We start from the raw sequence: 22,420 nt of genomic DNA, 5'->3' as shown, positions 1-22,420 counted from the left end.
CTACATCCAATCTACACACTATCGTTGTACAATGATTGCATAAGAAAAGAAATGGGGGAATTTGCATGTTTGGCAGATGCCTACAATATTTTGGAGGTTTTGGTATGGGCGGCATGATGTTTATGGGGATTTTCTGGATTGCTCTGATCATACTAGTCATTTACTTGGCAACTAGGCTTTTAAACGATAGATCAGGTAAAGTTTCAACCGAAGAATCCGCTTTGGATATCCTGAAGAAGGAACTGGCTAAAGGGAACATCACAGAGGAAGAGTTCGATCGCAAGAAAAAACTGTTGTAATCCAGCATGAATACAAAACGAGGGACAGTCACATTTTGTGGCTGTCCCTCGTTTTGTCTTATTTATATGTCGGTTTATGTGGAAAAATTCCCCATTCATATCCGCTCCTGCTCCAACGGAATCGAAACCGTGAACGTAGCTCCCTTGCCGATATTGCTGACAACCCGCACGGTCCCGTTGTGCTTCCTGATGATGCTTTTGACGATGGCCAAGCCAAGCCCTTGCCCACCTGGTTTGCTGTTGCGCGACGGCTCCGTCATATAGAAGCGTTCGAAAATTTTTTCCTGGTCTTCCGGATCGATGCCGATGCCGTCATCGGATACTTTCAGTACTGCCCGGTTCCCTTCTTGATGAATTTCGATACGGATATTCCCTTGCTTCGGCGTGAACTTGATGGCATTGGCCAAAAGGTTCGTCAGTACTTGACTGATTTTGTCCTGATCCGCTGTTATCATCAGCGGATCCCCGGTTACCGCCAAGATGATATTCTTTTTGGCGGCCGCAGCCGTGAAATTCGTCGCGACTTTTTTGCTCAAAGCCTGCAGGTCAAAACGGCTGAATTCCAATTTTTCGTGGTTGCTTTCCATTTCGTTGATTTTGTCGATATTCCCGATCAGGCGGGAAATCCGGTTCACTTCGTCATAACAGATCTTCAAACGCTCGCTACTTGGCTCCCAGATGCCGTCCAGCATCGCTTCCAGATTGCCCTTCAATGTCGTAAGTGGGGTCCGGATTTCATGCGCAATGTCGGAAGAAAGGCGGTTCCGGATTTCCTGTTGGCTATCCAGTTGACGGGAAAGGCTGTCCACCGAACGGATCAGCGCATCGATTTCGACGATGTTCGTTTCCTTCGGCGGCTGTTCCGTATAGTTGCCTTTGGCGATTTCACCGGTGAAGCGGTTCACCGCAAAGACCGGCACGCTCAACTTTCTGGCGATCCAGACCGCGAAGAAAAGCGATAAAGCGAAAGCCAGCAGCGCCACAATCAGCAGATTGTTGCGGATATCGCGCATGAATGAGACATCATGTTCCGTGTAGAAGTACGTCCCCATCGTTCCGATTGCCAGGCTTCCGATTGTCCGGGCATCATCATTAAGCTCCACAGTGGTCACCGTATATTCGCTCTCTGTCCCGCCCATCATCTCGTTCATCTGCGACATATGGCTGGACATCATTTGGCGGTTCTCCTGTTCCTCCATCGCAGTGGGGGTCCAAATCAGTTTCCCTTGGCTATCATAGACTTTCAGGATGATGTCGGCCTGCAGTGCCTGTCTGCCGATGACCGCTACGGACTCCTCGTCCCAACCGCCTACTTGCGCATAGACCGCTTCGATTTCATCCGCAAAACCGGTTATTTCTTGCGTGCGCCGTTCGCTGACATATTCCGAGAAGTGGCTGTCCAATAAGCGTACGCTGAACCAGCCGAACAGCCCGATGATGACGATCGAAAAGAGCAGAAAGGAAAAAATCAGCTGCCGACTGATTGTCCGCCTCATCGTTTCCCACCAAACCGGTAGCCGCTTCCCCGGACAGTCAGAATATAGATGGGTTGCTTCGGTTCCGGCTCTATCTTTTGTCTGATGTTTTTGATATGCGTGTCGATCACCCTGTCCAAACCTTCAAAGTCCAACCCTTTTACGCTCTCCAACAATTCTTCCCTCGTGAATAGCCGGCTCGGATTCTTGGCCAGCAAAATCAACAGGTCATATTCGGTAGCCGTCAACGCGATTTCCTGTTGGCGCGCGAAAACTTGCTTTGTTTTGGGATGAATGACTAATTCGCCGCCATCGAAGCTCCATTTTTCCTCGGCATCAGCCGGGGCAGCGCGCCTCAGCACAGCCTCGACCCGCGCCACCAGTTCCTTGGGGCTGAATGGTTTGACCATATAATCATCCGCGCCGGTCCGCAAGCCGCTCAAGATATCCTTTTCGGATGACCTCGCCGTCAGCATGATGATGGGCACGTTGGATTCTTCGCGGATTTTGGCACAGATATCTCCACCTGCCATATCCGGCAACATCAAATCCAAAACGATCAGATCGGGATGGAACGCAGCAAATTTCTCCAATGCCTCCACACCAGTTTCGGCACGGTATACCTGATATTTTTTTGCAGCCAGATAGGCCTCCACGATATCCAAGATATTTGGTTCATCATCTACGATCAAAACCTTCATGGGCATCCACCTCCATCTTATTTCCCTGATTTTTATTGTACACTGACCTGAGCCATCATGCCATTGTCCTCATGCTCCAAAATGTGGCAATGGTACATGAAGGCTCCCTTCTCAGAAAAAGTCACCGCCAGCCGGACCGTTTCGCCGGGATAAACGGCGACCGTGTCCTTCCATCCTTGTTCATTCTGCGGCGGTTCCGCTCCGTCACGCGAGAGCACCTGGAATTGGACGCCATGAATATGGAAAGGATGGACCATGCTGCCCATCATATCCTGCGCATTACGGACTTCCCAGATAACTGTTTCATTCAGGCGCTGTTCGACATCAATCCGGTCCATATCAAACTGGTTGCCATTGATGTTGACCATGAAGGACATGCCGCTCAGCGTGAACTGTTGGACGGCCGCCCCTTCCACCGTTGGTTCCGGTATTTCGTTCAAAATTTCCGGAAGCGCGGTATGTACGTCCGTCTCTTCCGCGACATTCAGAGAAAGGACTGTTACGTTCCCATCCATCAGTTTCAAGGTATCCCCCTTAGCGTATTCGCTCAGGTCGACGATGATTTCTGCCCGTTCACCCGGCATCAAGGTCACAGACGTCAACGCAACCGGCTGCTCCAAGAACCCGCCATCGCTGGCGATCTGATGGAACACGGCTGCATTTTCCAATCCAAACGTGTAATTGCGAGCATTCGAGCCATTCACCAAACGCAGGCGAATCTGCTCATTTTTGACATCCACATAGGGCTTGATGGTCCCGTTCACCAGCAAGGTGTCTCCGTAGGTGCCATCGGGATTGTAAGTCCCTTCATAATCGAATTGGTTGTTCGCATCGAAGGTCCTGTCCTGGATAATCAACGGAAAGTCATTCACCCCATAGTCCTTCGGCAAATCAAGCTGCTCGGAGTTATCGTCCTCGACAAAAATCAACCCGGCCAAACCGGCATACACTTGTTCAGCCGTCGTCCCCAAAGCATGCGGATGGAACCACAAAGTCGCTGCCTCTTGTTTTACCGTGAAATCCACTTGCATCGTTTCATTCGGTCCCACCGGATGTTGCGGCCCGCCATCCATATCAGAAGGCAACTTCACGCCGTGCCAATGGAAAGAAGTGGCTTCGGACAACTGATTTTCGGTCTTGATATGTACCTCTTGGCCTTCATGCACGACCAAAACCGGTCCAAGATAGGAACCGTTGTATCCAATTGTCTGCGTCGCTTTTCCTTTCAAGAAGGCTGTCTTCCCAGCTTGCGCTGTGACCGTATAACTGATTTCGCTATCGGATTCGGAATCCGGCTCCAACAGTTCCGGCAACCGCAGTGCGGTCATTTTCTGCCCGCTCTCATCCAGTACGACAGACTGGTCTCCACCCATCATTTGCCCCATCCCGTTAAAATTACCCGAGTTACTCGAATTCGGATCTGCCGTTGTCACTGTCGTCCGGCTCTCCCCGCTGTTGAAAAACGTCGAAAAAAGATTGGCTGATACAAACAGCAACAACGCCAGCGCAGCAACCAAAGCTACAATCAACGAGGTTCTTCTACTCATATTAATCCATCCTTCCCTTTCTGACTCTTTTGTTGCCTTCATTATACATCCTCCATGTGTAGAACAGATGGATTTGCAACCGGATAGCCTTGAAACATCAAAAAATCTCCCTCTGACATAAAATCAGAAGGAGATAATTCGTAATTCCTATTCAGCCGAAGAAAGCCAGCAAGACACCGGCCGCGACAGCTGATCCGATGACGCCTGCCACATTCGGGCCCATCGCATGCATCAGCAAATAGTTGGAAGGGTTGTATTTGATGCCTTCCTTCTGCACGACCCGCGCAGCCATCGGAACGGCCGATACACCGGCGGCACCGATCAAAGGGTTCACTTTTCCGTTCGTCAGTTTGTACATCAGTTTTCCCATCAGTACACCGGCTGCAGTCCCTACCGCAAAGGCGAACAGCCCCAATATGATGATTTTTATCGTGATCAGTGAAAGGAAGAGCTCGCCATTCGCCTTGGCTCCGACGGTTACGCCCAGGATGACGGTGATAGTGTACATCATGGCGTTCTGCAGCGTTTCCGTCAGTTTCGGAACCTGACCGCTTTCCCGGATCAGATTACCCAGCATCAGCATCCCCACAAGCGCAGTGGCCGATGGGACGACCAAGCTGACGAAGATCGTGGTGACTATTGGGAACAGGATGCGCTCGTTTTTGGACACGACACGCATCTGCTTCATGACCGTCTGCCGCTCTTTTTCGGTCGTCAACAGGCGCATGATCGGCGGCTGGATAAGGGGAACCAAGGCCATATAGGAATAAGCCGCCAGAGCGATAACCGATAAGAGATGGTTGGCTAATTTTGTCGTCAAATAGATGGCAGTCGGTCCGTCCGCCCCACCGATGATGCCGACGGATGCTGCTTCCTGGGGCGTCATCCCCAAAGCCAAGGCCCCAAAGAATGCCGCAAATATGCCGAACTGCGCTGCCCCGCCCAGCAAAAGCGTCTTCGGATTGGCGATGAGCGGCCCAAAATCGGTCGCTGCCCCCAGACAGAGGAAGATCAACGGCGGATAGATGCCCAAATTAGTCCCTTGGTAGAGGTAATAAATCAGTCCTCCCGGTTCGCTTTCGGTAGGCGGCGTCATCAATCCGGCCAACGGAAGATTGACCAACAGGATGCCGAACGCAATCGGGAGCAACAAATAGGGCTCATACCCTTTCTTGATGGCTAAATAAAGGAAAATGCAGGCAATGATGATCATAATGATTTCTTTATACGTAACATTAGCCAATCCGGACATCCGGATCAGATCTGTCAAAGCTTGTACCATAAGAATCCCTTCCCTTCTAGAGAATCAACAACGGTTGGTCGGATTCGACAATTTCATTGGCTTTCACCAAAATACTTCGGATGATGCCATCCTCATCCGCAACGATTTCATTCTCCATCTTCATGGCTTCGAGGACGATAAGGTTTTCCCCTTTTTTGACCCGTTGCCCCTCTTTGACGAGGATGCGCAAGATGGTGCCCGCCATAGGAGCCAACATTGTTTTTCCTTCTGTTTGGGGCGCAGCATCCGCAGTGCTTCTGGCGCTGTCCGCCTTAGGTTGCTCCGTCATGACCGCGTCATCCGGCAACTCTTTCACTTTGACATGGTAAACTTGTCCGTCAATTTCGATTTCATACTTTTTCATAAAAAGACCTCCCTTTAAGATCAGCAGATGGCATTCACTTGATACGCGTTACATCGATGATTTCAAACTTCTTGGACGGATGTGCCTCATAGGCGGCGACCAATGCCATTATCGCCGCAGCTTTGGCTCGTTGCTCATCTACCCCTGGATTTTGCTGAACAGGCTGCAAATTTTTTTCTCGGTGCCCCAGTACTGGAACTTCCTGTGCAGGTCCCCCAACAAGCTTATGGACCAGTTCAACCAAGAACCAAAGGCAAGACAATACGGCAAAAACAACAATCATCGCAACAACGGTGACAATCAGACCATCTCCTAAATTGAATGTTTCCATTTCTTTCACCTCTTCCTTTTAACTGCGATATCGGGCTTGGATCCGAATCACTGCTTCCGGCGTTTCGTCTGAAGATTGTGCCTTTTTGTCGGCTTTTTCCTCAGGGATGGTTGGATAGTAGACTTCTTGCAGATAAGCTTTTCCGACCTGAGGGAACAATGCATAAGTCAACACGTCTTCGTCAGTGCGCGCCAAGTCACCCAACTCCGCCTTTAATCTTGCGAACTCCGGCTCCAGATGATCCGCCGGGCGATCCGTGATAACGGCATCATCCCCGATGATGCTGCGTCTGAACGCGTCATCCACCGGCACCGGTGTCTTTCCGTATTTCCCGTGCAGGTAGTCCTTCACTTCATTCGGGACCATCTTGTAGCGTTCCCCCGTCAGGACATTGAAAACAGCCTGCGTCCCGACCATTTGGCTCATTGGAGTGACCAACGGCGGAAAGCCTAAGTCCGCTCTGACACGGGGCACTTCCCGTAACACGGCCTCGTACTTATCACTGGCTTTTGCCTGCTTGAGTTGCGAATTCAAATTCGACAACATCCCTCCCGGAACTTGATAGATGAGTGCTTTGGGATCGACCGACAGCATTTTCGGATCGAGCACGCCCGAAGCGATGTACTTATCGCGGATCGGTTTGAAATAATCCGCGATTTCTTCCAATTTGGCGATGTCTAACCCCGTGCTGTATCCTAGTTCCTCCAACACAAGCGCCATCGATTCGGTAGGCGGTTGACTCGTTCCTTCCGCAAAAGGGGAAATAGCACAATCGATGATGTCCGCACCCGCTTCGATGGCGGCCATATAGGTCATCTGCGAAACGCCGCTGGTGGCATGCGTATGGATGTTCAATGGCACATCGATCACAGCTTTGATGGCCGGGATAAGCTCTTTGGCCACTTTCGGCGTCAATATACCCGCCATGTCTTTGATGCAGATCGAGTCCGCTCCCATTTCGATCAATTCCTTGGCCAATTCGGTGTAAAACGGGATGGTGTGGACATCACTGATGGTGTAACAGATCGTCAGTTGTGCGTGGGCGCCATATTTTTTGACAGCTTCCAGTGATGCTTTCAAGTTTCTCGTATCATTTAAGGCATCAAAAATCCGAAAAATATCGATTCCATTTTCGACAGCTTTGCCGACGAACCGATCCACGATATCATCCGCATAATGGCGGTACCCGATTAGGTTCTGTCCCCGAAGCAGCATCTGCAGCTTCGCATGCGGGGCGCGCTTACGGATTTGCCGCAGTCTTTCCCACGGATCCTCATGCAGGAAACGGATAGCCGCATCATAGGTTGCCCCGCCCCAGCACTCGAGCGCGTAATACCCGGCTTCATCCATTTTCTCTACAATAGGAAGCATGTCGTCCGTAGACATGCGTGTCGCCATCAAGCTTTGATGCGCATCACGCAGAACGGTCTCAGTAAAAAGCACTTTCTTTCCCTTTTCCAATCCGATCACATCCATTCTTTTCTTTGGTACCGACGTTGCAAAATGTTTTTCGTGATTTTTTTATCAATCCAAATCTTTTGAAATCCTCCTCAATTATCAGAGATTTCTGAATCTCCACGATTTGTAAGCGTTTTCCATAAGGTTAGCTTACACTAAATTGACCAATATTTCAATCTGTAGATATTAATTATTAGAAATAACAATGCGTCAATCCAGCTTGAACAACCGTAAAAATGACTATTTTTGTCCACATTCGCCGAATCCTCGCACACCTTATTAATAATCCACAATCTATATCGGATTCCTTTGTGCATAATGACTAAGTTATTTTATTTTTTATGAAAACACTGCATTGTTAGCGCTTTATCCCCTTGTTATACTAAGGTCATATTTCATTTGTGATTATCTGAACACAGTGGGATTGAATCGGTTATCCCAATATACCTTACAGACAAGGAGCGGTTAATATGGAAACAAAAGGAAGCATTTCTGAAGCAGAAGCGATTGAGGTAGAACAATTAAATCAATCAAAGATCAAGGAGCGGTTGTTCAAACTGGATGAGATCGTTCAATTCGATTCCGATGCCGGAAAAAAGACTATCTTTTATGAAACAGATTTCATGGCAGGGGCTGTCTGGTGCTTGGAACCCGGTCAAAAAGTTGTGAATCATTCGCACTCTACTTCTGATGACATCTGGATTTGCATGGAAGGAGCGGGTACTTTTTACCCAGGATTTGGAGAAGCTGTGGAAATCACAAAGGGTGACATCATTTTCTCTGAGCGGGGACAACAACATGGTATGGTCAACACCGGTAATGAACGGTTTGTTTTTGTTGGTGTCGCAGGTCCGATGCCGATGGATTTCATTTCCCATGAATAAAAATGCTTGAACAGGGGCAGCCTCGAATTGAGGCTGCCCTTAAATTTGGACAACTATCCGGAACATCCGTACACTGAAATTCTCCCGCCAAGTTCAAATATATGCAAAAAAAGGTCTGTGTTATTGAGCAAGCTCGCTCATACCACAGACCTTTCTTTTATTATTTTAGGTTTTCTTTGTCCTTCCGTTCACGAAGTAGAAGATTGCTGTCCCTACAAGGATGATGATGACGGACAAGTAGAAGGCATAGACCTTTGAACCGGTCGCATCGGAGATGGCACCGGTAAGGGATGGAACGATTACCGAAGAACTCATCCCAAAGAAATTAAAGAACCCAAGCGTCGTAGCGATGCCTCGTTTAGGTGCATGCTCGCCTAACCACGAAATGATGATAGGCTCAACCGCCAGTTTACCGAAAAAACCATAGGAGATCAGTCCGACCATCAATAAAAGTTGATTCGGTGCCTGAACTGCCAAGAAAAGCATGATGGCTGCGACTATTTCCAAAAAGATGATCAAACTGATTTTTTTATGACTGAATTTATCCGCGATCCGACTGAAGAACAAGGCACCCGGGATAGCCGCGAAAAACACCATGGATGATGCCAGTCCGATCGTTGCTCCCTCAAAACCTCTTTCAGTCGACAAGAAGTTAGGCAGCCATGTATCCGTAAGGTAATAAGCATAGCAGGTCGCAAAGTAAAGACAGTACGCTCCCAACATCTGAGGACGCATCAAAGCTTTCAACGACGTTTTTTCTTGTGGAGTTTCCGTGATCATTTTTGTTTGCGAAATGATTGCTTCACTTTCTTTATTTCCCTTGATGAATTTCCAGAAGATGAAAATCATCGTGATGATCAGGAAGAACGTGAAGAACAGCATGTATTGCCACGGCAATCCTAATTGTGCGACGAAGTAACTGGAGGAGATCATACCGATTCCGCTGCCTACAGCCGTACCGCTGTTCACGATGGCGGTAGCCAAACTTTTCCTTGAACTTGGTACATGTTCTGCTGTCAAGGAATAGGCCACACCATAATAGGTACCGCACCCGACTCCCGCCAATACACTTCCGATGTACACGACCAATAAGGTATCCGCCATGCCCACTACCATGGTTCCCATTCCGAACAGCAGGAACCCTGGGATCAGGATGGTCTTCTTACCGAATCTATCCACCAATAGACCGGAAGGGATCTGCATCAAAACGTAACCCAGAAAATAAAAACTGGAGATGGATCCGAGTTGGGAATCCGTTGCACCTCCAAAATAAGCGCTGATTTCAGGATAAATAGGCGCCAAGGCTGTGCGATAGACCCAGATTGCTATCCAACCGGCCGTCATAACATAAATGATTTGTTTCCAGTAATCCACTTTTTTTTCTGGTACTACTTCTACTTCTTTTGTCGCTTGAGTCTCACTCATATGATTCTCCTCCATCACTTATTATTACATCTCTTGATTATGGGCACGACTTCCAAGATACTCCCCCAAACATAACCGTAAGCCCTTCCATTTCATCTCTGACTGTTTCCATTATAATCATTTACGGCCGGACTAACCCTGTACATTCCATACAATAATGTGCGCTATTTTGTTTAGATTGACCAAGTGGATGGCGCGTCAGGCACTCCTTGACAACACAAAAAAAGAATCCAGGTACAAAACTGGATCCTCCTTATTTGTTATATTATTTGACGAAGACGAATTCTCCCGAACGAGTATCCGAAACGCCATCTTCCAGACTGTAGACCGTTTCACCGCGCAGAATCGTTCTTGCTACTTGCGCTCCGATTTCGCGTCCGATGTATGGGCTGATTTTGTTCTTATACTCTAAATCTTCTGCTGTTAATGTATAAGGTGCATTCGGTTTGATCAGAACGATGTCAGCATCTTTACCGATCGCAATGTTGCCTTTTGAACTCAAGTTGTAGCGTTCTGCCGGATTTGCAGCGATGATGTCGGCAAATAGTCTTAAGGACATGCCACGTTTTTGAACGCCTTCATCAAACAACACATCGACGTTGTTCTGAACGCCTGGAATCCCACCCCAAGCCTCAAAGGCATTCTCTTTGTCTTTCAAATCAGGCGTACATGGTGAATGATCTGAAGTAACGAAGGCGATTTCGCCTGCCAACAATTTTTCCCACATGCCGTTTTGGTTTTCTTTATCACGGATTGGAGGGGAACACTTAACAACTGGTCCGATTGCATCCAACTCGGAAGTATCGAAGTACAGGTAGTGTGTGCACGTTTCACAAGTCACATCAACGCCTTCATTGCGGGCTCTGGTTACTTCTTCAACGCCTTCTGGGCAAGCTACGTGACAAATGTGGATGCGGCAGCCTGTTTCTTTAGCGAACAGGATAGCACGTCTGATCGGTTCTACTTCAGTGAATACTGGGCGGGTTGCTACATAAGCTGCCAGCGTTGTTTCGCCATTTTTATAGGCGATTTCGCCCAATTTATCTGTGATAGTAGCATTTTCAGCGTGGATCGCCAACACTTTACCGGTTTTGGCAATCTGTCTCATTCCTTCATATAGCGTGTAATCGTCCGCATTCATGAAGTCGCCCTCGATCGAACGATCGCCACATGTAGCCATGAAGCATTTATAAGCTGCAACTCCGCCTTCATCCAACTCTTGGATTCCGCCTTCGATGTTGAAAGGAACCAATCCGCCGAAAGAAGCTACGTCCGCTGTCAGTTTGTTTTGGCCAGCATCCACTTTGATTTGCAATGTTTTGGCATCCACTGTCGCTGGGACTTGGTTCAACGGCATTTCCATGAAGGATGTTACGCCGCCTTTGGCACAAGCTTTTGTCCCTGTCAGATAGCCTTCCCACTCATCACGGTAGCTACCGCCTGGATCTGTGATATGCACGTGAGCATCCACCATACCAGGACTGACAACAAGACCTTTTGCATCGATGACTTCAGTTGCTTCACCCAAGCCGCTGCCGATAGCTGCTATTTTACCATCTTTGATGGCTACATCAGTTTCAATTTCACCATTATCCAGGATAACCAAACCATTTTTGATCAGTAAATCGTAATTCATTTTTCTTCCTCCTAATAATAAATGATTTTATGTAAATTTTTTTGAAGCCAAGTGTCAGATAAAACTATTTTTTGCCCCGCTTCAGCATTAGGTAAATAACGAAGGCCAATGCTGCTCCAATCAACCAAGACAGATTTGATACCATCTGCAGGGCAGGGATGACCTGTCCGCTCACGGAAATCAACAATGCTGCGATTGTGGCGATGTAGGCTTCTATGTTTATGCCCTTATACGGATTTTCCGAATTATCTTTACTGAAATCCATGTATAGAGCGTCTATATCGATTTTTTGTTTCTTGACGAAATAATAATGCGCCAACATGACACCCGCTACTGGACCCAAAACTGCACCAATGATGTTCAGGAAAGCGAAAATACTTGCAGCATTTTCCATCAATTTCCATGGCATGATGACATAACTGATGACGGAAGCGATCAGTACGCCCTTCTTGTAGTCAACAGTCTTAGGGAACAAAGCCGACAATTGATAAGCGGCCGGAATGATGTTACCGGTTGCATTTGTGGAGACGGTAGTCATCAGGAATACAACTACAGCCAAGGCCGCAGCAGGGACACTGTCCCACTTGTTCACGATGTTCAATACATTCCATTCCTGTACCCCGAAGTGGATGGATCCACCAATCAAAATGGCGACACTGGAAAAGGCGAAAATCACGTAAGCAACCACAAGGCTGGCAATTTGTCCGATCGTCTGTTCACGTGTTGAAGTGGCGTTTTGCGTAAAGTCGGATACGCTTGCCCCTGGAGCGGCCCAAACCGACATGACGGAATTGATGATGATGAAATAGGCCAGTATTGGTGCATAGCCTTGGACACTGTCACCGGAAGGTGTATAGGCCAAGATGTTGCCCATGCCGCCACCTACCTTGATTGCCCAGATTGCCATGCCGCCGAACACGATGTAGATCAACGGATTCAGGATGGCTGTGAATTTGTTCAGTACCCCTCCACCACCAAGGCCGATCAGTACGTTGATTGCCCAGAAGATAGTAAAGGTGATCAAGCCAGGCAGATCAATTCCGAAGAAATTGAAATCTCCGCCGATAGTCAAAAAGCCCGGCCAGAATTTGCTTATCAAAATCAGCAGTGCCAACGATCCTGCATAATTTTGAAGTCCGAACCAAGCGATGGCAGCTACTCCACCTCTCAAGAATCCAGGAAGTTTGGCTCCTAAATCCCCATAGGTCGAACGCAAGTGCATCGCAAACGGTATCCCATATTTTGATCCCGCTCTGCCGTTGTAAACCATAAAGGCACTGACTGCCAAAGAACTGATGATAAGAGCTAACATAACATTGATCGGCGACAGACCCAGGAATAAGAATCCCCCTACAGCCGTATAGTTCGGAATATTATGAACCGATCCCATCCATAAGGTGAAATAGTTCTTTACGTTCATATTCCTTTTTTCTGCCGTTTTCGGTACGACGTCTTCATTGTAACCGCGTTTCTTTAAATCTTCGACTTGTGCATCACTGACAAACAGATCCGTTTCGTGCATTTTCACTTCTTCATTGCTTGCTTGCATGTAATAACCCTCCCAATCTTTGTAATCGCTATCAATTACTGATAAGCTTATTGTACATGGGCTCTAAAACGTTTACATCAGAAGAGATGTACAAAGTGATTTTTGTGCTTGTGCACAACGGACAACATTTATTATGGAGTCTACTAACCTTTCAAAATCCCTAAAATAATGCAAGGAACGCCCTAGGTGGCATTATTTCCCTGAGCGTTCCTTCCATATAACATTTATCCCTATCTATTTTTGGTTATACTCACGCAGTGCAGCTAAGACGGCTTCCCCGCGGTTGATGTCTGCCCCATGGAACAGGAGTGCTGCTTCGAATGCAGCCAGGACGTGCAATACATTTTCTTTCCGGCTGCTGAATCCCATATTGCCGATTCTCCAGACTTTCCCTTGCAACGGACCAAATGAAGAAGCAATTTCGACACCGAAGTCATGGAGCAATGTGTTGCGTACCGCATCGCCGTCGACACCTTCAGGAATCAGAATAGGCGTAACAGTCGGCATTTTCGTTGTGCGGTTACCGAAAATGGCCAAGCCCATCGCTTCTATACCAGCCTGAATGGCTCGGTCGTTTTGGCTGTGGCGCTCATAGCCGTTCTCGATACCTTCCTGGATCATCATCCGTAACCCTTCGTGCAGTGCATAAATCATACTGGTTGCTTCGGTGTGATGGTTGATGCGTTCTTTGTTCCAGTAGCGTTGCAGTTGGCTTAAGTCCAGATAATTGCTGCTGATGTGGCGCTCATTACGGAAATCCTTGCTCAGGCCAAGCTCTTTCTGATAACGCGCTGTCAACACCTGTTCAACGCGATCGTTATAGGTGATCAATGACAATCCCGATGGCACGCTTACGCATTTCTGGGTACCTGCGATAGCGACATCAATCCCCCATTCATCCACCTTTACAGGTGCTCCACCATAAGTGGCGACTGTATCGACCACAAAAAAAACGTCGTTCTCTTGGCAGAATTTGCCAATTTTTTCCAACGGCTGCATCTGGCCGTTCGCTGTTTCTCCATGTACGAGTGCGACTATTTTAGGATTGACCCTTTTTATTTCCGCGATGATCACATCTTGTTCGAAGACACTGTCCCATTCTTTTTCCAAGTAAGTCACTTGCGCTTTCGCGCGTTCACAAATTTCACCCAATAAGTACGCGAAGCGCCCGTACGCAGGGATCAGTACTTTATCACCGGGTTCAATCAGCCCGATAAGCGCAGCTTCCAGCCCTGAACGCGATGTGCCGTCGATTGCAAAAGCTTGCTCGTTTTTTGTTCCGAACGGAATTTTGATCATTTCTTTCACTTCATCCATGATGGATAAAAAGGCTGGATCGAACTGTCCCAAAATAGGCGTGCTCATCACACGAAGTACATTCGGATGAGCTTCTACAGGACCGGGTGTCATGATGGTGCGTATAGGTATGATGATTTCTTTGAACATTACTATTCCTCCAGATTGAGTATTGGTCTGATAATTTACTTACATCCTACCACTCTCAGCAAAAATGTCATTGTTTGTTATGAACAAAATAATATGAAATTTGTGGTTTATGCCCAAATAAACTCTTGCTGATGATGGCGGTTTCATTTAAAATATAGCCATTAGGAGGGTTTTTAATGACTACAATGAAAGAACTGTTGGATTTGCCCCGCTTCTCCGATCTAAAGGTGCTTAATGCCGGAGCAGATCTGTCCCATGCAGTGACAAGCATAGAAATATCCGAAACGCCTGACGTTGCTTTCTTTATACCAAAGGACGTTTTTTTGCTGACGACTGCCATGAGCTACAAAAATGCCCAGCAAGGGTTAATCTCTTTGATCGATTCTTTGATGCGTGTGAATGCCGCTGGCCTGGGAATAAAAGTCGGCCGCTTCCTCCCGGAAATCGATCAGGCCATCATAAATTATGCCAATTCCGTGCGCTTCCCTTTGATCCAAATCCCAAGTACGACAACACTCGGGACACTATCCCATCAAATGCTGAACTACTTATGGAACCAAAAAACGGAACAGATGAGCTATGCTTTGGATATCCAAAAGCGTTTCTCGAACCTTTTGATGAACGATGCGAGCATAGCGCGCTTCATTTCTGATTTCGGCAAAATGATCAAAACGCCGGTCATCCTGCTGAATCCTTTCAGGCAAGTAATCGCCCATTCCAAGCATTTTACCCAATCCAGCAAGCCTGCTGAATATTATGTGGGGCAAGTGCACGAGAAGAAACCGCAGCTTTCCCAAGACACAACAGACTCTTTTCTGATAACCGATATGGACAATCAAGAGATGCAAGTTTCCATCTATCCGATCCGCGCGAATAACTATTTCCCTTACTACCTGATTATTTTAAGGCCGGAACAGATCCCTTATCCCGTATCAGAATTTGCGGTTGATCAAGCCTCCATGGTTTTGTCGTTCGTCATCTACAAAAATCTGAAAGTGGAGGAATCCAAGCAAGATATACGCAGTGATTATTTCAAACAATTGATAGAGAATCAGCAGTCTCCAACACTTAAACAAAAAAATTGGCTCGACCTGGGCCAGAGTTTCGGTATCGTCAATTCTCATCATTATCAGGTGATCTACATCAATTTTCAGAATGAAAAGGGTTCGGTCTTCAAAGATAAGCTGAGTCGAGAGAAAATCCAATTGGTCAACCAATGGCTGACGGATGCGTTGGCTTTTCACTACCATGACGCCTTGCTGTTTCCGATGAAAAACACAAACCACCTGCTTCTTTTGCTGCAGTCCAAAAATGAGTCGATAGATGATATCTTGCGAACAACTGCAGAGGCCCTAGAGAGGGTCCTTCCGATTTCCTTGGCATTCTCCTATGGCCATCCTTATGAAAAAATCGATATGATCGCCAACTCCTACATCGAAGCCAAGATAGCTTTCGATGAAGGTTTCGCCAAAAATCCACAGCCGCGCATCAGCTATTATCGCCCGCAAGGAATGCTCAGCCTGTTCGAAAGGATGCAGACGGACGAAATCAAATACTTCTGCCAATCGGTACTCCACGAACTGGCTTATCCTGAAGAAGATGCCTTGATCGAATTGCGACGGACGCTGAAGACCTACCTTGACTACCAATGTGAAATAACACGCACATCAAAAGCAATGTTCATTCACCGTAATACAGTGAAGTACCGAATCAACCATTGCGAAGAGATACTCGGATCACCGATCGATGACTCAAACTTCAGTCTCAACTTAAGACTGGCCCTGGAATTATCCCAAGACAGCGAATAGAGTGTGATGAATCCCGGTTAGAAATCGAGCACAAACAGGAGGCTAGTCTGTGTAAATCGCTGTATTTCAGCCCGCCAAAAATATTTTGGCGGGTTATTGTTATTTCGCCATGTTGATCGCACAACAAAAAGGGGAGGTTGCCTCGGAATGAGACAACCTCCTCTTTTAGATTCTTATTAACTGTTGACGATGCGTGTACCCGCAAAACCGGATAAGGCTTCAGCTGCCTGATCCAATGAACAGATAATTGATTTTTTCCCTTGCATGGCGAAGTCGATGGCTGCTTCCATTTTGGGTCCCATGCTGCCGTCTGCGAACTGGCCTTCATCTAAATATTGTTTCGCTTTCAACACGGATATTTCTTCAAGTTTTTCTTGGTTCGATTTCCCGTAATTGATGTAGACATTGCTGACATCCGTCAGCATCATGAATACATCGGCATCTAGCTGCTCCGCCAACTTTTTGCCCGTGCGATCTTTGTCGATAACGGCTTCGATCCCGGATATTTGCCCGATTTTATTGCGGACTACAGGAATCCCCCCGCCGCCGCCTGCGATTACGATCGTATTCTGTTTCAATAACTTCAAGATAGACTCCACGCCATGGATTTTTTGCGGTTGTGGGGAAGGGACAACCCTACGGTAGCCTCTTCCGGCATCTTCCATCATGACCCACCCCTTCTCTTCCGACAATTGCTCGGCTTCTTTTTCAGAATAGAAGACCCCGATCGGTTTTGTAGGATTATCGAACGCAGGATCATCCGGTGATACCTCTGTTTGCGTCAATAAAGTCAATACGCCACTCGTCAATTCTTCCTCATTCAAAGCATTCTTCAAAGATTGTTCCATCATATACCCGATGAAGCCTTGCGATTCCGCGCTGCAGACATCCAACGGCATCTGCGGGACGACATCCTTTGCTTCCTCATTTTGGCGCAGTATGTTCCCTACCTGCGGGCCATTTCCGTGCGTCACTACGATTTCATAATCCAATTTTTCTATTTTTGCGATCAGTTCCGCACTCAGCTTGATGTTGTGCATCTGATTATCGAACGTCGCTTCTTGGTTCGGGCGCAGAATCGCATTCCCACCTAAAGCGATGACAACTCTTTTTGCCATTGATTGTATCCTCCTTCAAATCTGTTCCACACTAACAGGGCACCCGTAAGGCCTGTCAACATATCCATTCCGGATGTATGGCCGATAGCCATTATATGTTTGATGCATTCTTCTATGGCTTTTTCTTCACTTTCCTGCCGCAAAACATGCAGCAAACGATGGATGGGTTCGTTGTAAAGACCATCCAAGGCGCACGCCAGATAATGTTCACTTACTGTCGTAGTCGGCTTCGGAGTTTGCGACAAACGCTTCCTGATGAAGCCTGCCGTATCCGCCGGGAGCATCCCCAGAAGCTGATCGGCTGCCAAAGCGCCCACCAGAAGATCGTCACCGGACGGCGTCAATCCCTTGCCTCTGCCGATGAAGTAGCTTATCGCCTCACTTCTTTTGCCCGCGTCACCCGAATACAGCCTCAGGATATGATTGCCTTCCGGGGTATTTGCTAAAAATGAATCCCGCGTCAAGTCCGCCATCATGAAATCAAAACCGTTCATTTTTTTGATTTTTGCCATCGATGCCACATAATGTCGCAAACTTCCCTGATGCAAACCTTGTTCCGTTGCATAGCGGGACTGATAATGCGGTGTCCCATCAACAACAATGGTGCATCCGTCGAAAATTAGCCTACCGTCCGAGATGGAAACGGGTTGGCCGGGTTGAACGATTCCGACCAGTTTCCCCAACATGTCATCCGGAAGATACAGCGCTTTCGGCAACCGCGGTGATGCTGTACCTGCTATCAGCATCAGATTTTCCTGATCAGTGCTTTGAATGTTCAAACTTTTATTGAATAGGCTATGGACGCGCCAAGTGCTCTCATTTTGCAGCGTGTCCGTCAAGCGTTCATCATGGTACGCTGCCTTTATGAACACTGCGACCATCCCCCTTTGTTATTCCTGGAAACCCAATTTTTTGGCATAAGCCAATACAGCTTTTTCGAAACATTCAATCGGTGGATGTACCGTTCCCGCTCCGATTTGGCCCAAACCGGCCTTCTTGTTGGCGATGCCGGTATTGATGACTGGTGTGATGCCAGTTTCAACCACCTTACGGGCATCGATGCCAAGGCAGATGCCTTGGAAATCCCATGTCGGTACGGAGAAGTTCGGATTCTGGTCGATACAGATTTCGCGCATTTCATTGCTTGTCTGTAGTGCGTCCTGGAACCCACCGCTGCCTACAAAGCGCGTAACTGCAGGAGCTGCAATCATCGCCATGCCACCGACACCAAATGTCTCGGTGATGGCACTGTCCCCCATATCCGGAGCGGCATCGTCTTCACTGAAGCCTGAGAAATAAAGGCCTTGCGGAGTGTTGACCGGCCCCGTGAACCATTCATCCCCCATTCCGGCGATACGGATACCGAATTCATAGCCATTACGGCACATTGCGGTGACGATCGTGCCCTCTTGGATAGTCCTTGCGCCATCCAGAACAGCTTTGGCTGCTGCCATCATGATGTTCAGGAAGAATTGGTCCGTATCAGCCAAAAATTGCATGACCTGTTCTTTTTCTTTTTGATCCATATCCAATCCTACGATGATTGGCGCCATTTCCTTCAAAAAGGCCAATGAAGCGGCGATGTTTCTTTGGTGGAATTCATCCCCCATCGCGATTGCTTTAGCGACCAGTACGTTCACGTTCAGTCCACCAGACTTGGTTTGCAGCGCTTTGCTTAAGGTCGGGCCCAAGACATCGCGCATCCAGCGCAAACGAGTGACTACTTCATCGGAATAAGCTCCGAAACGCAGCACTGCGCCAATCCCTTCATTCATCGTACAGAAAGCACGGTTCCCATCCGTCCTGTTTTCCACAATCAGAACTGCCATATTTGCCGAAGTGATCCCGCCCATTGGACCGACCGCATTGACATGATGACAAGGGATCAAGGTAACCTCTCCGGATTCCAATAACTTTCTGGCATCCGCTTCGTTTTCCGCCCAGCCTTCAAAAAGGGCTGCTCCCACGCAGGCCCCTTGGATAGGGTCGACCATTTGCTCATATTTGATGGGTGGACCTGCATGGAGCAGGACCTTCCCTTCGTTAAATTCTTTAATCACTGATTTAGCTGGTACAACATCCACTAAGAAAGGGGATCCAGCGACAATTTTAGCCGCTACTGCTTGATTAGCTTCATCAATCGTTTGATAATGCATCCTTGTTTCTCCTCCCTTATATGCTATCTGTTTGTTCAGTTTTGTAATTATTCAAGTAATACAAAGCTTTCTGCAAGGTGACGTTGCCACCCGCAACTGGACGCCAATCGAATTGCGTCACTTTCCCACCGTTTTCACGGATGGTATCGGAGAAACTGCGTAGGCCGATATTCAAAAATTCTTTCGCATGCAGAAGATCCAACATGGCTTGTGAAGGCGCTAATTCTTCTGTGAAAGCAGGCGCATCAATTTTTTTCAGGTCCTTTTTGTTGTCCTGAATATGGATGCCCAACATCGCCAAAGCCGTGCGGACCGCTTGGTTGTTGCTCATCCGGATAATGACTCCGGCATCTTCCAATACCTTTTGTTGGGCTTGACCATCTTGAGGATCAGCGTCAGTCCCTACGATCGTCGCAACGAACACAAGCTCTCTGCCTGCCGAAGCGGCTTTCGCTTTCGCTTCCTTGATGGCCGGCACCAATTCGCTGGCCATATCCATGTGTGAGCCGTAGCCCAAAACAATATCCAATAAGATGACGGCTGTTTCAGCATCATCCGCGGCTTGTCTGATCATTTCGATGCGTTTTTCAGGGTCGATCATTGGGTGCGGTTTGCCTTGTGTATATATATCATCCCCCAGATCCAGGACTTCATAGCCCTCATTTTTAAGGATGTAGCCTTCTTTTTTCTCGGTATCCCCAGTCAAACTAAGGCCATCTTTGATCAACATGGCCGCTTCATTAGCTAAAGTACCACCGGAATAATAGCCCTTGATATATTTTTGATTAGCAGAGAACTTGACGGTAGGCACTTCGATTGCATCGGTGTCTGAGCCTATCGTTTCTTTGTTCACTAATTTGACAGCCAGCTCAGCCGCTTCCTCCAATGTATAGGCATGGTAAAGATCCGGTTCATGATACGTCGGTTTTTCGCCCAGGAAAATGGTTACGGCTGGCTTGGAAATCTTTCTTAATAAAGCCAAAACCCTATCCCTGACAATCGCTGCAGGTGGTTTGGAGATGACAACGATCACTTCCGTGTTCGGATCCTGTTCCAAAGTGACGATACCATCCATCAACGTGATACCGCCGATAGCTTCCTTCAGGTCGCGTCCTCCGGTTCCGATCGCGGTCGTCACGCCGCCTCCCAATTTATGGATAAGCGTGGTAACTTCCTGGATCCCTGTTCCGGAAGCACCGACGATACCGATTTTCCCTGGTCTGATGACATTAGTGAATGCCAATGGGATGCCGTTGATGATTCCTGTTCCACAATCCGGCCCCATCAAAAGTAGACCTTTTTCATGCGCCTTCATTTTCAGGCGTTTTTCATCTTCTACCGAAACATTATCGCTGAAACAGAAGACATGTTTACCAGCATCCAATGCGCGCTCGATTTCAAGTGCTGCATGTGTACCAGGAATGGAAAAGAGTGCGACTTGAGCATCCTTTGCCATTTCCAAGGCTTTATCCCACGTACGGGCGGTCTCTTCTACTGAAGCGCCGCTGTTTCCTTTGGCCTGTTCCTCCAGGAAAAGATCGATTTCTTCCATGACGTTAGCGATGACCTCTTCATCCCCCACTTCCAGGACGACTGCCATATCATTCGATGATGCTTTCTCCAATTCCGGCGTGTACAGCCCTCCCGTTTTGAAGATATCTTTGTTGGCAGGCGTACCCATCATGATGGAAACTTTTGTGACTCCTGCAACCGTATTGATTTTATTCGTCAACAGCATCAAAACGATGGAATCCTGGTAGCTGTTTGATTTGATGATTGTGTGTAACATTGATTGCCTCTCTCCCCCGGTTTCCCGTTTCTTTTTAAGTGCTTCTATCTAGTTTTAATTACGCAAAAGCTCCCTTGCCGCCGTATTGATCAAAATGAATCAGATCGCTTTTCAGATAAGCATAAATGCTCTCTTCAACGGGAATGCCTTCCTGCTGGTGCTTTTCATAATTCAATTGATTGATTTCGCCTGGATAATAGACTTGACTGAAACCTGCTGCCGGCTTGACTTCATGCAATTCCGCCACTGTCGTCTCAATTTTTTCTTTGAAACTGTCTATATCTGTGAATTTTTTTGGATCGATGATGATATATAATTGCCCTAGGTTGCGTCCTTCAGAAATTTGGTCATACATGGAGGACACATGCTTCCCAAAAGGAAGCCCCAATAATACTCCTGATAAAATGTCTATCATCATCATCAGTCCGTAGCCTTTTGGACCCGAAATCGGCAACAGACCGTGCACGTCATGTGGATTTGTTGTCGGTTTTCCTTCTTTATCAACTGCCCAAGTATCCGGTATGGCTTTATTTTTTGCACGGGCATCGAGGATTTTCCCCCATGCCTGCACAGTCGTTGCCATATCGAAGACGATCGGAGGACCATTTTTCCTTGGCGCCGAAAAGGCAATCGGATTTGTTCCATAATAAATTTCTGAACCTCCGAAAGGTACAACCATCGGATCGGATTGGCACATGGCAATCGCAATCAGGTCTTGCTCTGCCGCTTGTTTTACATAGTAGGACAGGGCACCGCTGTGACTCATTTTGGAAATGCCCACAACCGCTACACCCGCTTCCTTAGCCATTGCAATAGCTTCCTTCAAGCCCATGTTCGCGACATACTGGCCGATTCCGTTGTCGCCATGAAAAATCCCAGTGCTTTCTCCTGTCCTTTCGAAAGAAACATCGGGATTAAGCGTCAATCCACCCTTGGAAATCCTTTCAGCATAGTAATCGACGCGTACGGCACCATGGGAATGGATTCCGGAAGAATCCGCAAACACCAAGTGATTGGCTACCTCATTTGCTTGCTCAGGGTACAGTCCTGCACCCTCTAATTTTTTTTTGATCAGTCGATGAAGTTCATCAGGCATTACCGTCACTATTTTCGCCTCAACTTCTATTCCTGTGCCTTCCATTTGTTATGCTC

At 47.5% G+C, this 22,420-nt stretch carries 19 protein-coding genes; 3 read left to right on the top strand and 16 right to left on the bottom strand.

Translation table 11 applies throughout. The features are described from left to right. The first annotated feature begins 104 nt into the window (after positions 1–104). Entirely contained in the window at positions 105–299 is a 195-nt protein-coding gene (locus WBM30_RS09740; protein WP_424900533.1) for an SHOCT domain-containing protein, read from the top strand. 95 nt (positions 300–394) lie between these two features. On the opposite strand, the gene WBM30_RS09735 is transcribed toward WBM30_RS09740, so the two are convergent. From WBM30_RS09735 to WBM30_RS09705, 7 genes are all read right to left on the bottom strand, one after another. Then, positions 395–1,795: a sensor histidine kinase gene (locus WBM30_RS09735; protein ID WP_424900532.1), complete on the bottom strand. Its 1,401-nt coding sequence runs from the start codon at positions 1,793–1,795 to the stop codon at positions 395–397. After that, on the bottom strand, positions 1,792–2,475 hold the full coding sequence (locus tag WBM30_RS09730) for a response regulator transcription factor (protein ID WP_424900531.1): 684 nt from the start codon (positions 2,473–2,475) through the stop codon (positions 1,792–1,794). Before WBM30_RS09730 ends, WBM30_RS09735 begins: the two co-directional genes overlap by 4 nt. A gap of 32 nt (positions 2,476–2,507) precedes the next feature. Further along, positions 2,508–4,022, bottom strand: a complete 1,515-nt coding sequence (locus WBM30_RS09725; protein ID WP_424900530.1) for a multicopper oxidase family protein — start codon at positions 4,020–4,022, stop codon at positions 2,508–2,510. A 151-nt stretch (positions 4,023–4,173) separates the two neighbouring features. Then, entirely contained in the window at positions 4,174–5,304 is a 1,131-nt protein-coding gene (locus tag WBM30_RS09720; protein ID WP_424900529.1) for a sodium ion-translocating decarboxylase subunit beta, read from the bottom strand. Between the two features lie 16 nt (positions 5,305–5,320). Then, entirely contained in the window at positions 5,321–5,668 is a 348-nt protein-coding gene (locus WBM30_RS09715; RefSeq protein WP_424900528.1) for a biotin/lipoyl-containing protein, read from the bottom strand. Positions 5,669–5,702: 34 nt separating this feature from the next. After that, positions 5,703–5,999, bottom strand: a complete 297-nt coding sequence (locus tag WBM30_RS09710; protein ID WP_424900527.1) for an OadG family protein — start codon at positions 5,997–5,999, stop codon at positions 5,703–5,705. A gap of 18 nt (positions 6,000–6,017) precedes the next feature. Beyond that, positions 6,018–7,397 (bottom strand): oxaloacetate decarboxylase subunit alpha, encoded by a 1,380-nt coding sequence (locus WBM30_RS09705; RefSeq protein ID WP_424900551.1) that lies wholly within the window; start codon positions 7,395–7,397, stop codon positions 6,018–6,020. Positions 7,398–7,927: 530 nt separating this feature from the next. Here WBM30_RS09705 and WBM30_RS09700 point away from each other — a divergent pair. Continuing rightward, complete coding sequence (locus WBM30_RS09700) at positions 7,928–8,341, top strand: cupin domain-containing protein (protein WP_424900526.1); 414 nt, start codon at positions 7,928–7,930, stop codon at positions 8,339–8,341. A gap of 165 nt (positions 8,342–8,506) precedes the next feature. Here the strand turns inward: WBM30_RS09700 and WBM30_RS09695 are convergent, their stop codons facing one another. The 4 genes from WBM30_RS09695 to WBM30_RS09680 form a co-directional block, all read right to left on the bottom strand. Next, positions 8,507–9,766 carry an MFS transporter gene (locus tag WBM30_RS09695; protein WP_424900525.1) on the bottom strand — a complete coding sequence of 420 codons (1,260 nt, stop codon included), beginning with the start codon at positions 9,764–9,766 and terminating at the stop codon, positions 8,507–8,509. A 265-nt stretch (positions 9,767–10,031) separates the two neighbouring features. Further along, the gene (allB, locus tag WBM30_RS09690; protein WP_424900524.1) at positions 10,032–11,402 is read right to left on the bottom strand and encodes an allantoinase AllB; all 1,371 of its coding nucleotides are present in this window, start codon (positions 11,400–11,402) and stop codon (positions 10,032–10,034) included. Positions 11,403–11,466: 64 nt separating this feature from the next. Then, complete coding sequence (gene allW, locus WBM30_RS09685) at positions 11,467–12,924, bottom strand: allantoin permease (protein WP_424900550.1); 1,458 nt, start codon at positions 12,922–12,924, stop codon at positions 11,467–11,469. Positions 12,925–13,185: 261 nt separating this feature from the next. Beyond that, the gene (locus WBM30_RS09680; protein ID WP_424900523.1) at positions 13,186–14,397 is read right to left on the bottom strand and encodes a pyridoxal-phosphate-dependent aminotransferase family protein; all 1,212 of its coding nucleotides are present in this window, start codon (positions 14,395–14,397) and stop codon (positions 13,186–13,188) included. Positions 14,398–14,573: 176 nt separating this feature from the next. Here WBM30_RS09680 and WBM30_RS09675 point away from each other — a divergent pair, with 176 nt between their 5' ends. Next, the gene (locus tag WBM30_RS09675) at positions 14,574–16,205 is read left to right on the top strand and encodes a PucR family transcriptional regulator (protein WP_424900522.1); all 1,632 of its coding nucleotides are present in this window, start codon (positions 14,574–14,576) and stop codon (positions 16,203–16,205) included. Between the two features lie 176 nt (positions 16,206–16,381). Here the strand turns inward: WBM30_RS09675 and arcC are convergent, their stop codons facing one another. Genes arcC through allD form a run of 5 tightly spaced genes read right to left on the bottom strand, consistent with a single transcriptional unit; the run spans position 16,382 to position 22,409 of the window. Next, positions 16,382–17,323 carry a carbamate kinase gene (gene arcC / locus WBM30_RS09670; protein WP_424900521.1) on the bottom strand — a complete coding sequence of 314 codons (942 nt, stop codon included), beginning with the start codon at positions 17,321–17,323 and terminating at the stop codon, positions 16,382–16,384. Then, positions 17,296–18,195: a DUF2877 domain-containing protein gene (locus tag WBM30_RS09665; protein WP_424900520.1), complete on the bottom strand. Its 900-nt coding sequence runs from the start codon at positions 18,193–18,195 to the stop codon at positions 17,296–17,298. Before WBM30_RS09665 ends, arcC begins: the two co-directional genes overlap by 28 nt. A gap of 18 nt (positions 18,196–18,213) precedes the next feature. Continuing rightward, positions 18,214–19,479 (bottom strand): DUF1116 domain-containing protein, encoded by a 1,266-nt coding sequence (locus WBM30_RS09660; RefSeq protein ID WP_424900519.1) that lies wholly within the window; start codon positions 19,477–19,479, stop codon positions 18,214–18,216. 16 nt (positions 19,480–19,495) lie between these two features. Then, positions 19,496–21,268: an acyl-CoA synthetase FdrA gene (gene fdrA, locus WBM30_RS09655; RefSeq protein ID WP_424900518.1), complete on the bottom strand. Its 1,773-nt coding sequence runs from the start codon at positions 21,266–21,268 to the stop codon at positions 19,496–19,498. Positions 21,269–21,326: 58 nt separating this feature from the next. Beyond that, the gene (gene allD / locus WBM30_RS09650) at positions 21,327–22,409 is read right to left on the bottom strand and encodes an ureidoglycolate dehydrogenase (protein ID WP_424900517.1); all 1,083 of its coding nucleotides are present in this window, start codon (positions 22,407–22,409) and stop codon (positions 21,327–21,329) included. Between the last annotated feature and the right edge of the window lie 11 nt (positions 22,410–22,420).

Origin of the sequence: Trichococcus sp., from assembly GCF_049684335.1 — a bacterium.
Classification (GTDB): Bacteria; Bacillota; Bacilli; order Lactobacillales; family Aerococcaceae; genus Trichococcus.
Note: the sequence above shows the minus strand (reverse complement) of the source record. Positions and strands in the feature narration are given on the sequence as shown.

What these genes read in the sequence shown, in the direction of transcription:
- WBM30_RS09735 (WP_424900532.1), bottom strand. Translation starts at nt 1,795, where the DNA reads ATGAGGCGGACAATCAGTCGGCAGCTGATTTTTTCCTTTCTGCTCTTT.
- WBM30_RS09705 (WP_424900551.1), bottom strand. Translation starts at nt 7,397, where the DNA reads ATGGCGACACGCATGTCTACGGACGACATGCTTCCTATTGTAGAGAAA.
- WBM30_RS09695 (WP_424900525.1), bottom strand. Translation starts at nt 9,766, where the DNA reads ATGAGTGAGACTCAAGCGACAAAAGAAGTAGAAGTAGTACCAGAAAAA.
- WBM30_RS09700 (WP_424900526.1), top strand. Translation starts at nt 7,928, where the DNA reads ATGGAAACAAAAGGAAGCATTTCTGAAGCAGAAGCGATTGAGGTAGAA.
- arcC (WP_424900521.1), bottom strand. Translation starts at nt 17,323, where the DNA reads ATGGCAAAAAGAGTTGTCATCGCTTTAGGTGGGAATGCGATTCTGCGC.
- WBM30_RS09715 (WP_424900528.1), bottom strand. Translation starts at nt 5,668, where the DNA reads ATGAAAAAGTATGAAATCGAAATTGACGGACAAGTTTACCATGTCAAA.
- WBM30_RS09680 (WP_424900523.1), bottom strand. Translation starts at nt 14,397, where the DNA reads ATGTTCAAAGAAATCATCATACCTATACGCACCATCATGACACCCGGT.
- fdrA (WP_424900518.1), bottom strand. Translation starts at nt 21,268, where the DNA reads ATGTTACACACAATCATCAAATCAAACAGCTACCAGGATTCCATCGTT.
- allD (WP_424900517.1), bottom strand. Translation starts at nt 22,409, where the DNA reads ATGGAAGGCACAGGAATAGAAGTTGAGGCGAAAATAGTGACGGTAATG.
- WBM30_RS09660 (WP_424900519.1), bottom strand. Translation starts at nt 19,479, where the DNA reads ATGCATTATCAAACGATTGATGAAGCTAATCAAGCAGTAGCGGCTAAA.
- allB (WP_424900524.1), bottom strand. Translation starts at nt 11,402, where the DNA reads ATGAATTACGATTTACTGATCAAAAATGGTTTGGTTATCCTGGATAAT.
- WBM30_RS09710 (WP_424900527.1), bottom strand. Translation starts at nt 5,999, where the DNA reads ATGGAAACATTCAATTTAGGAGATGGTCTGATTGTCACCGTTGTTGCG.
- WBM30_RS09725 (WP_424900530.1), bottom strand. Translation starts at nt 4,022, where the DNA reads ATGAGTAGAAGAACCTCGTTGATTGTAGCTTTGGTTGCTGCGCTGGCG.
- WBM30_RS09740 (WP_424900533.1), top strand. Translation starts at nt 105, where the DNA reads ATGGGCGGCATGATGTTTATGGGGATTTTCTGGATTGCTCTGATCATA.
- WBM30_RS09675 (WP_424900522.1), top strand. Translation starts at nt 14,574, where the DNA reads ATGACTACAATGAAAGAACTGTTGGATTTGCCCCGCTTCTCCGATCTA.
- WBM30_RS09720 (WP_424900529.1), bottom strand. Translation starts at nt 5,304, where the DNA reads ATGGTACAAGCTTTGACAGATCTGATCCGGATGTCCGGATTGGCTAAT.
- WBM30_RS09730 (WP_424900531.1), bottom strand. Translation starts at nt 2,475, where the DNA reads ATGAAGGTTTTGATCGTAGATGATGAACCAAATATCTTGGATATCGTG.
- allW (WP_424900550.1), bottom strand. Translation starts at nt 12,924, where the DNA reads ATGCACGAAACGGATCTGTTTGTCAGTGATGCACAAGTCGAAGATTTA.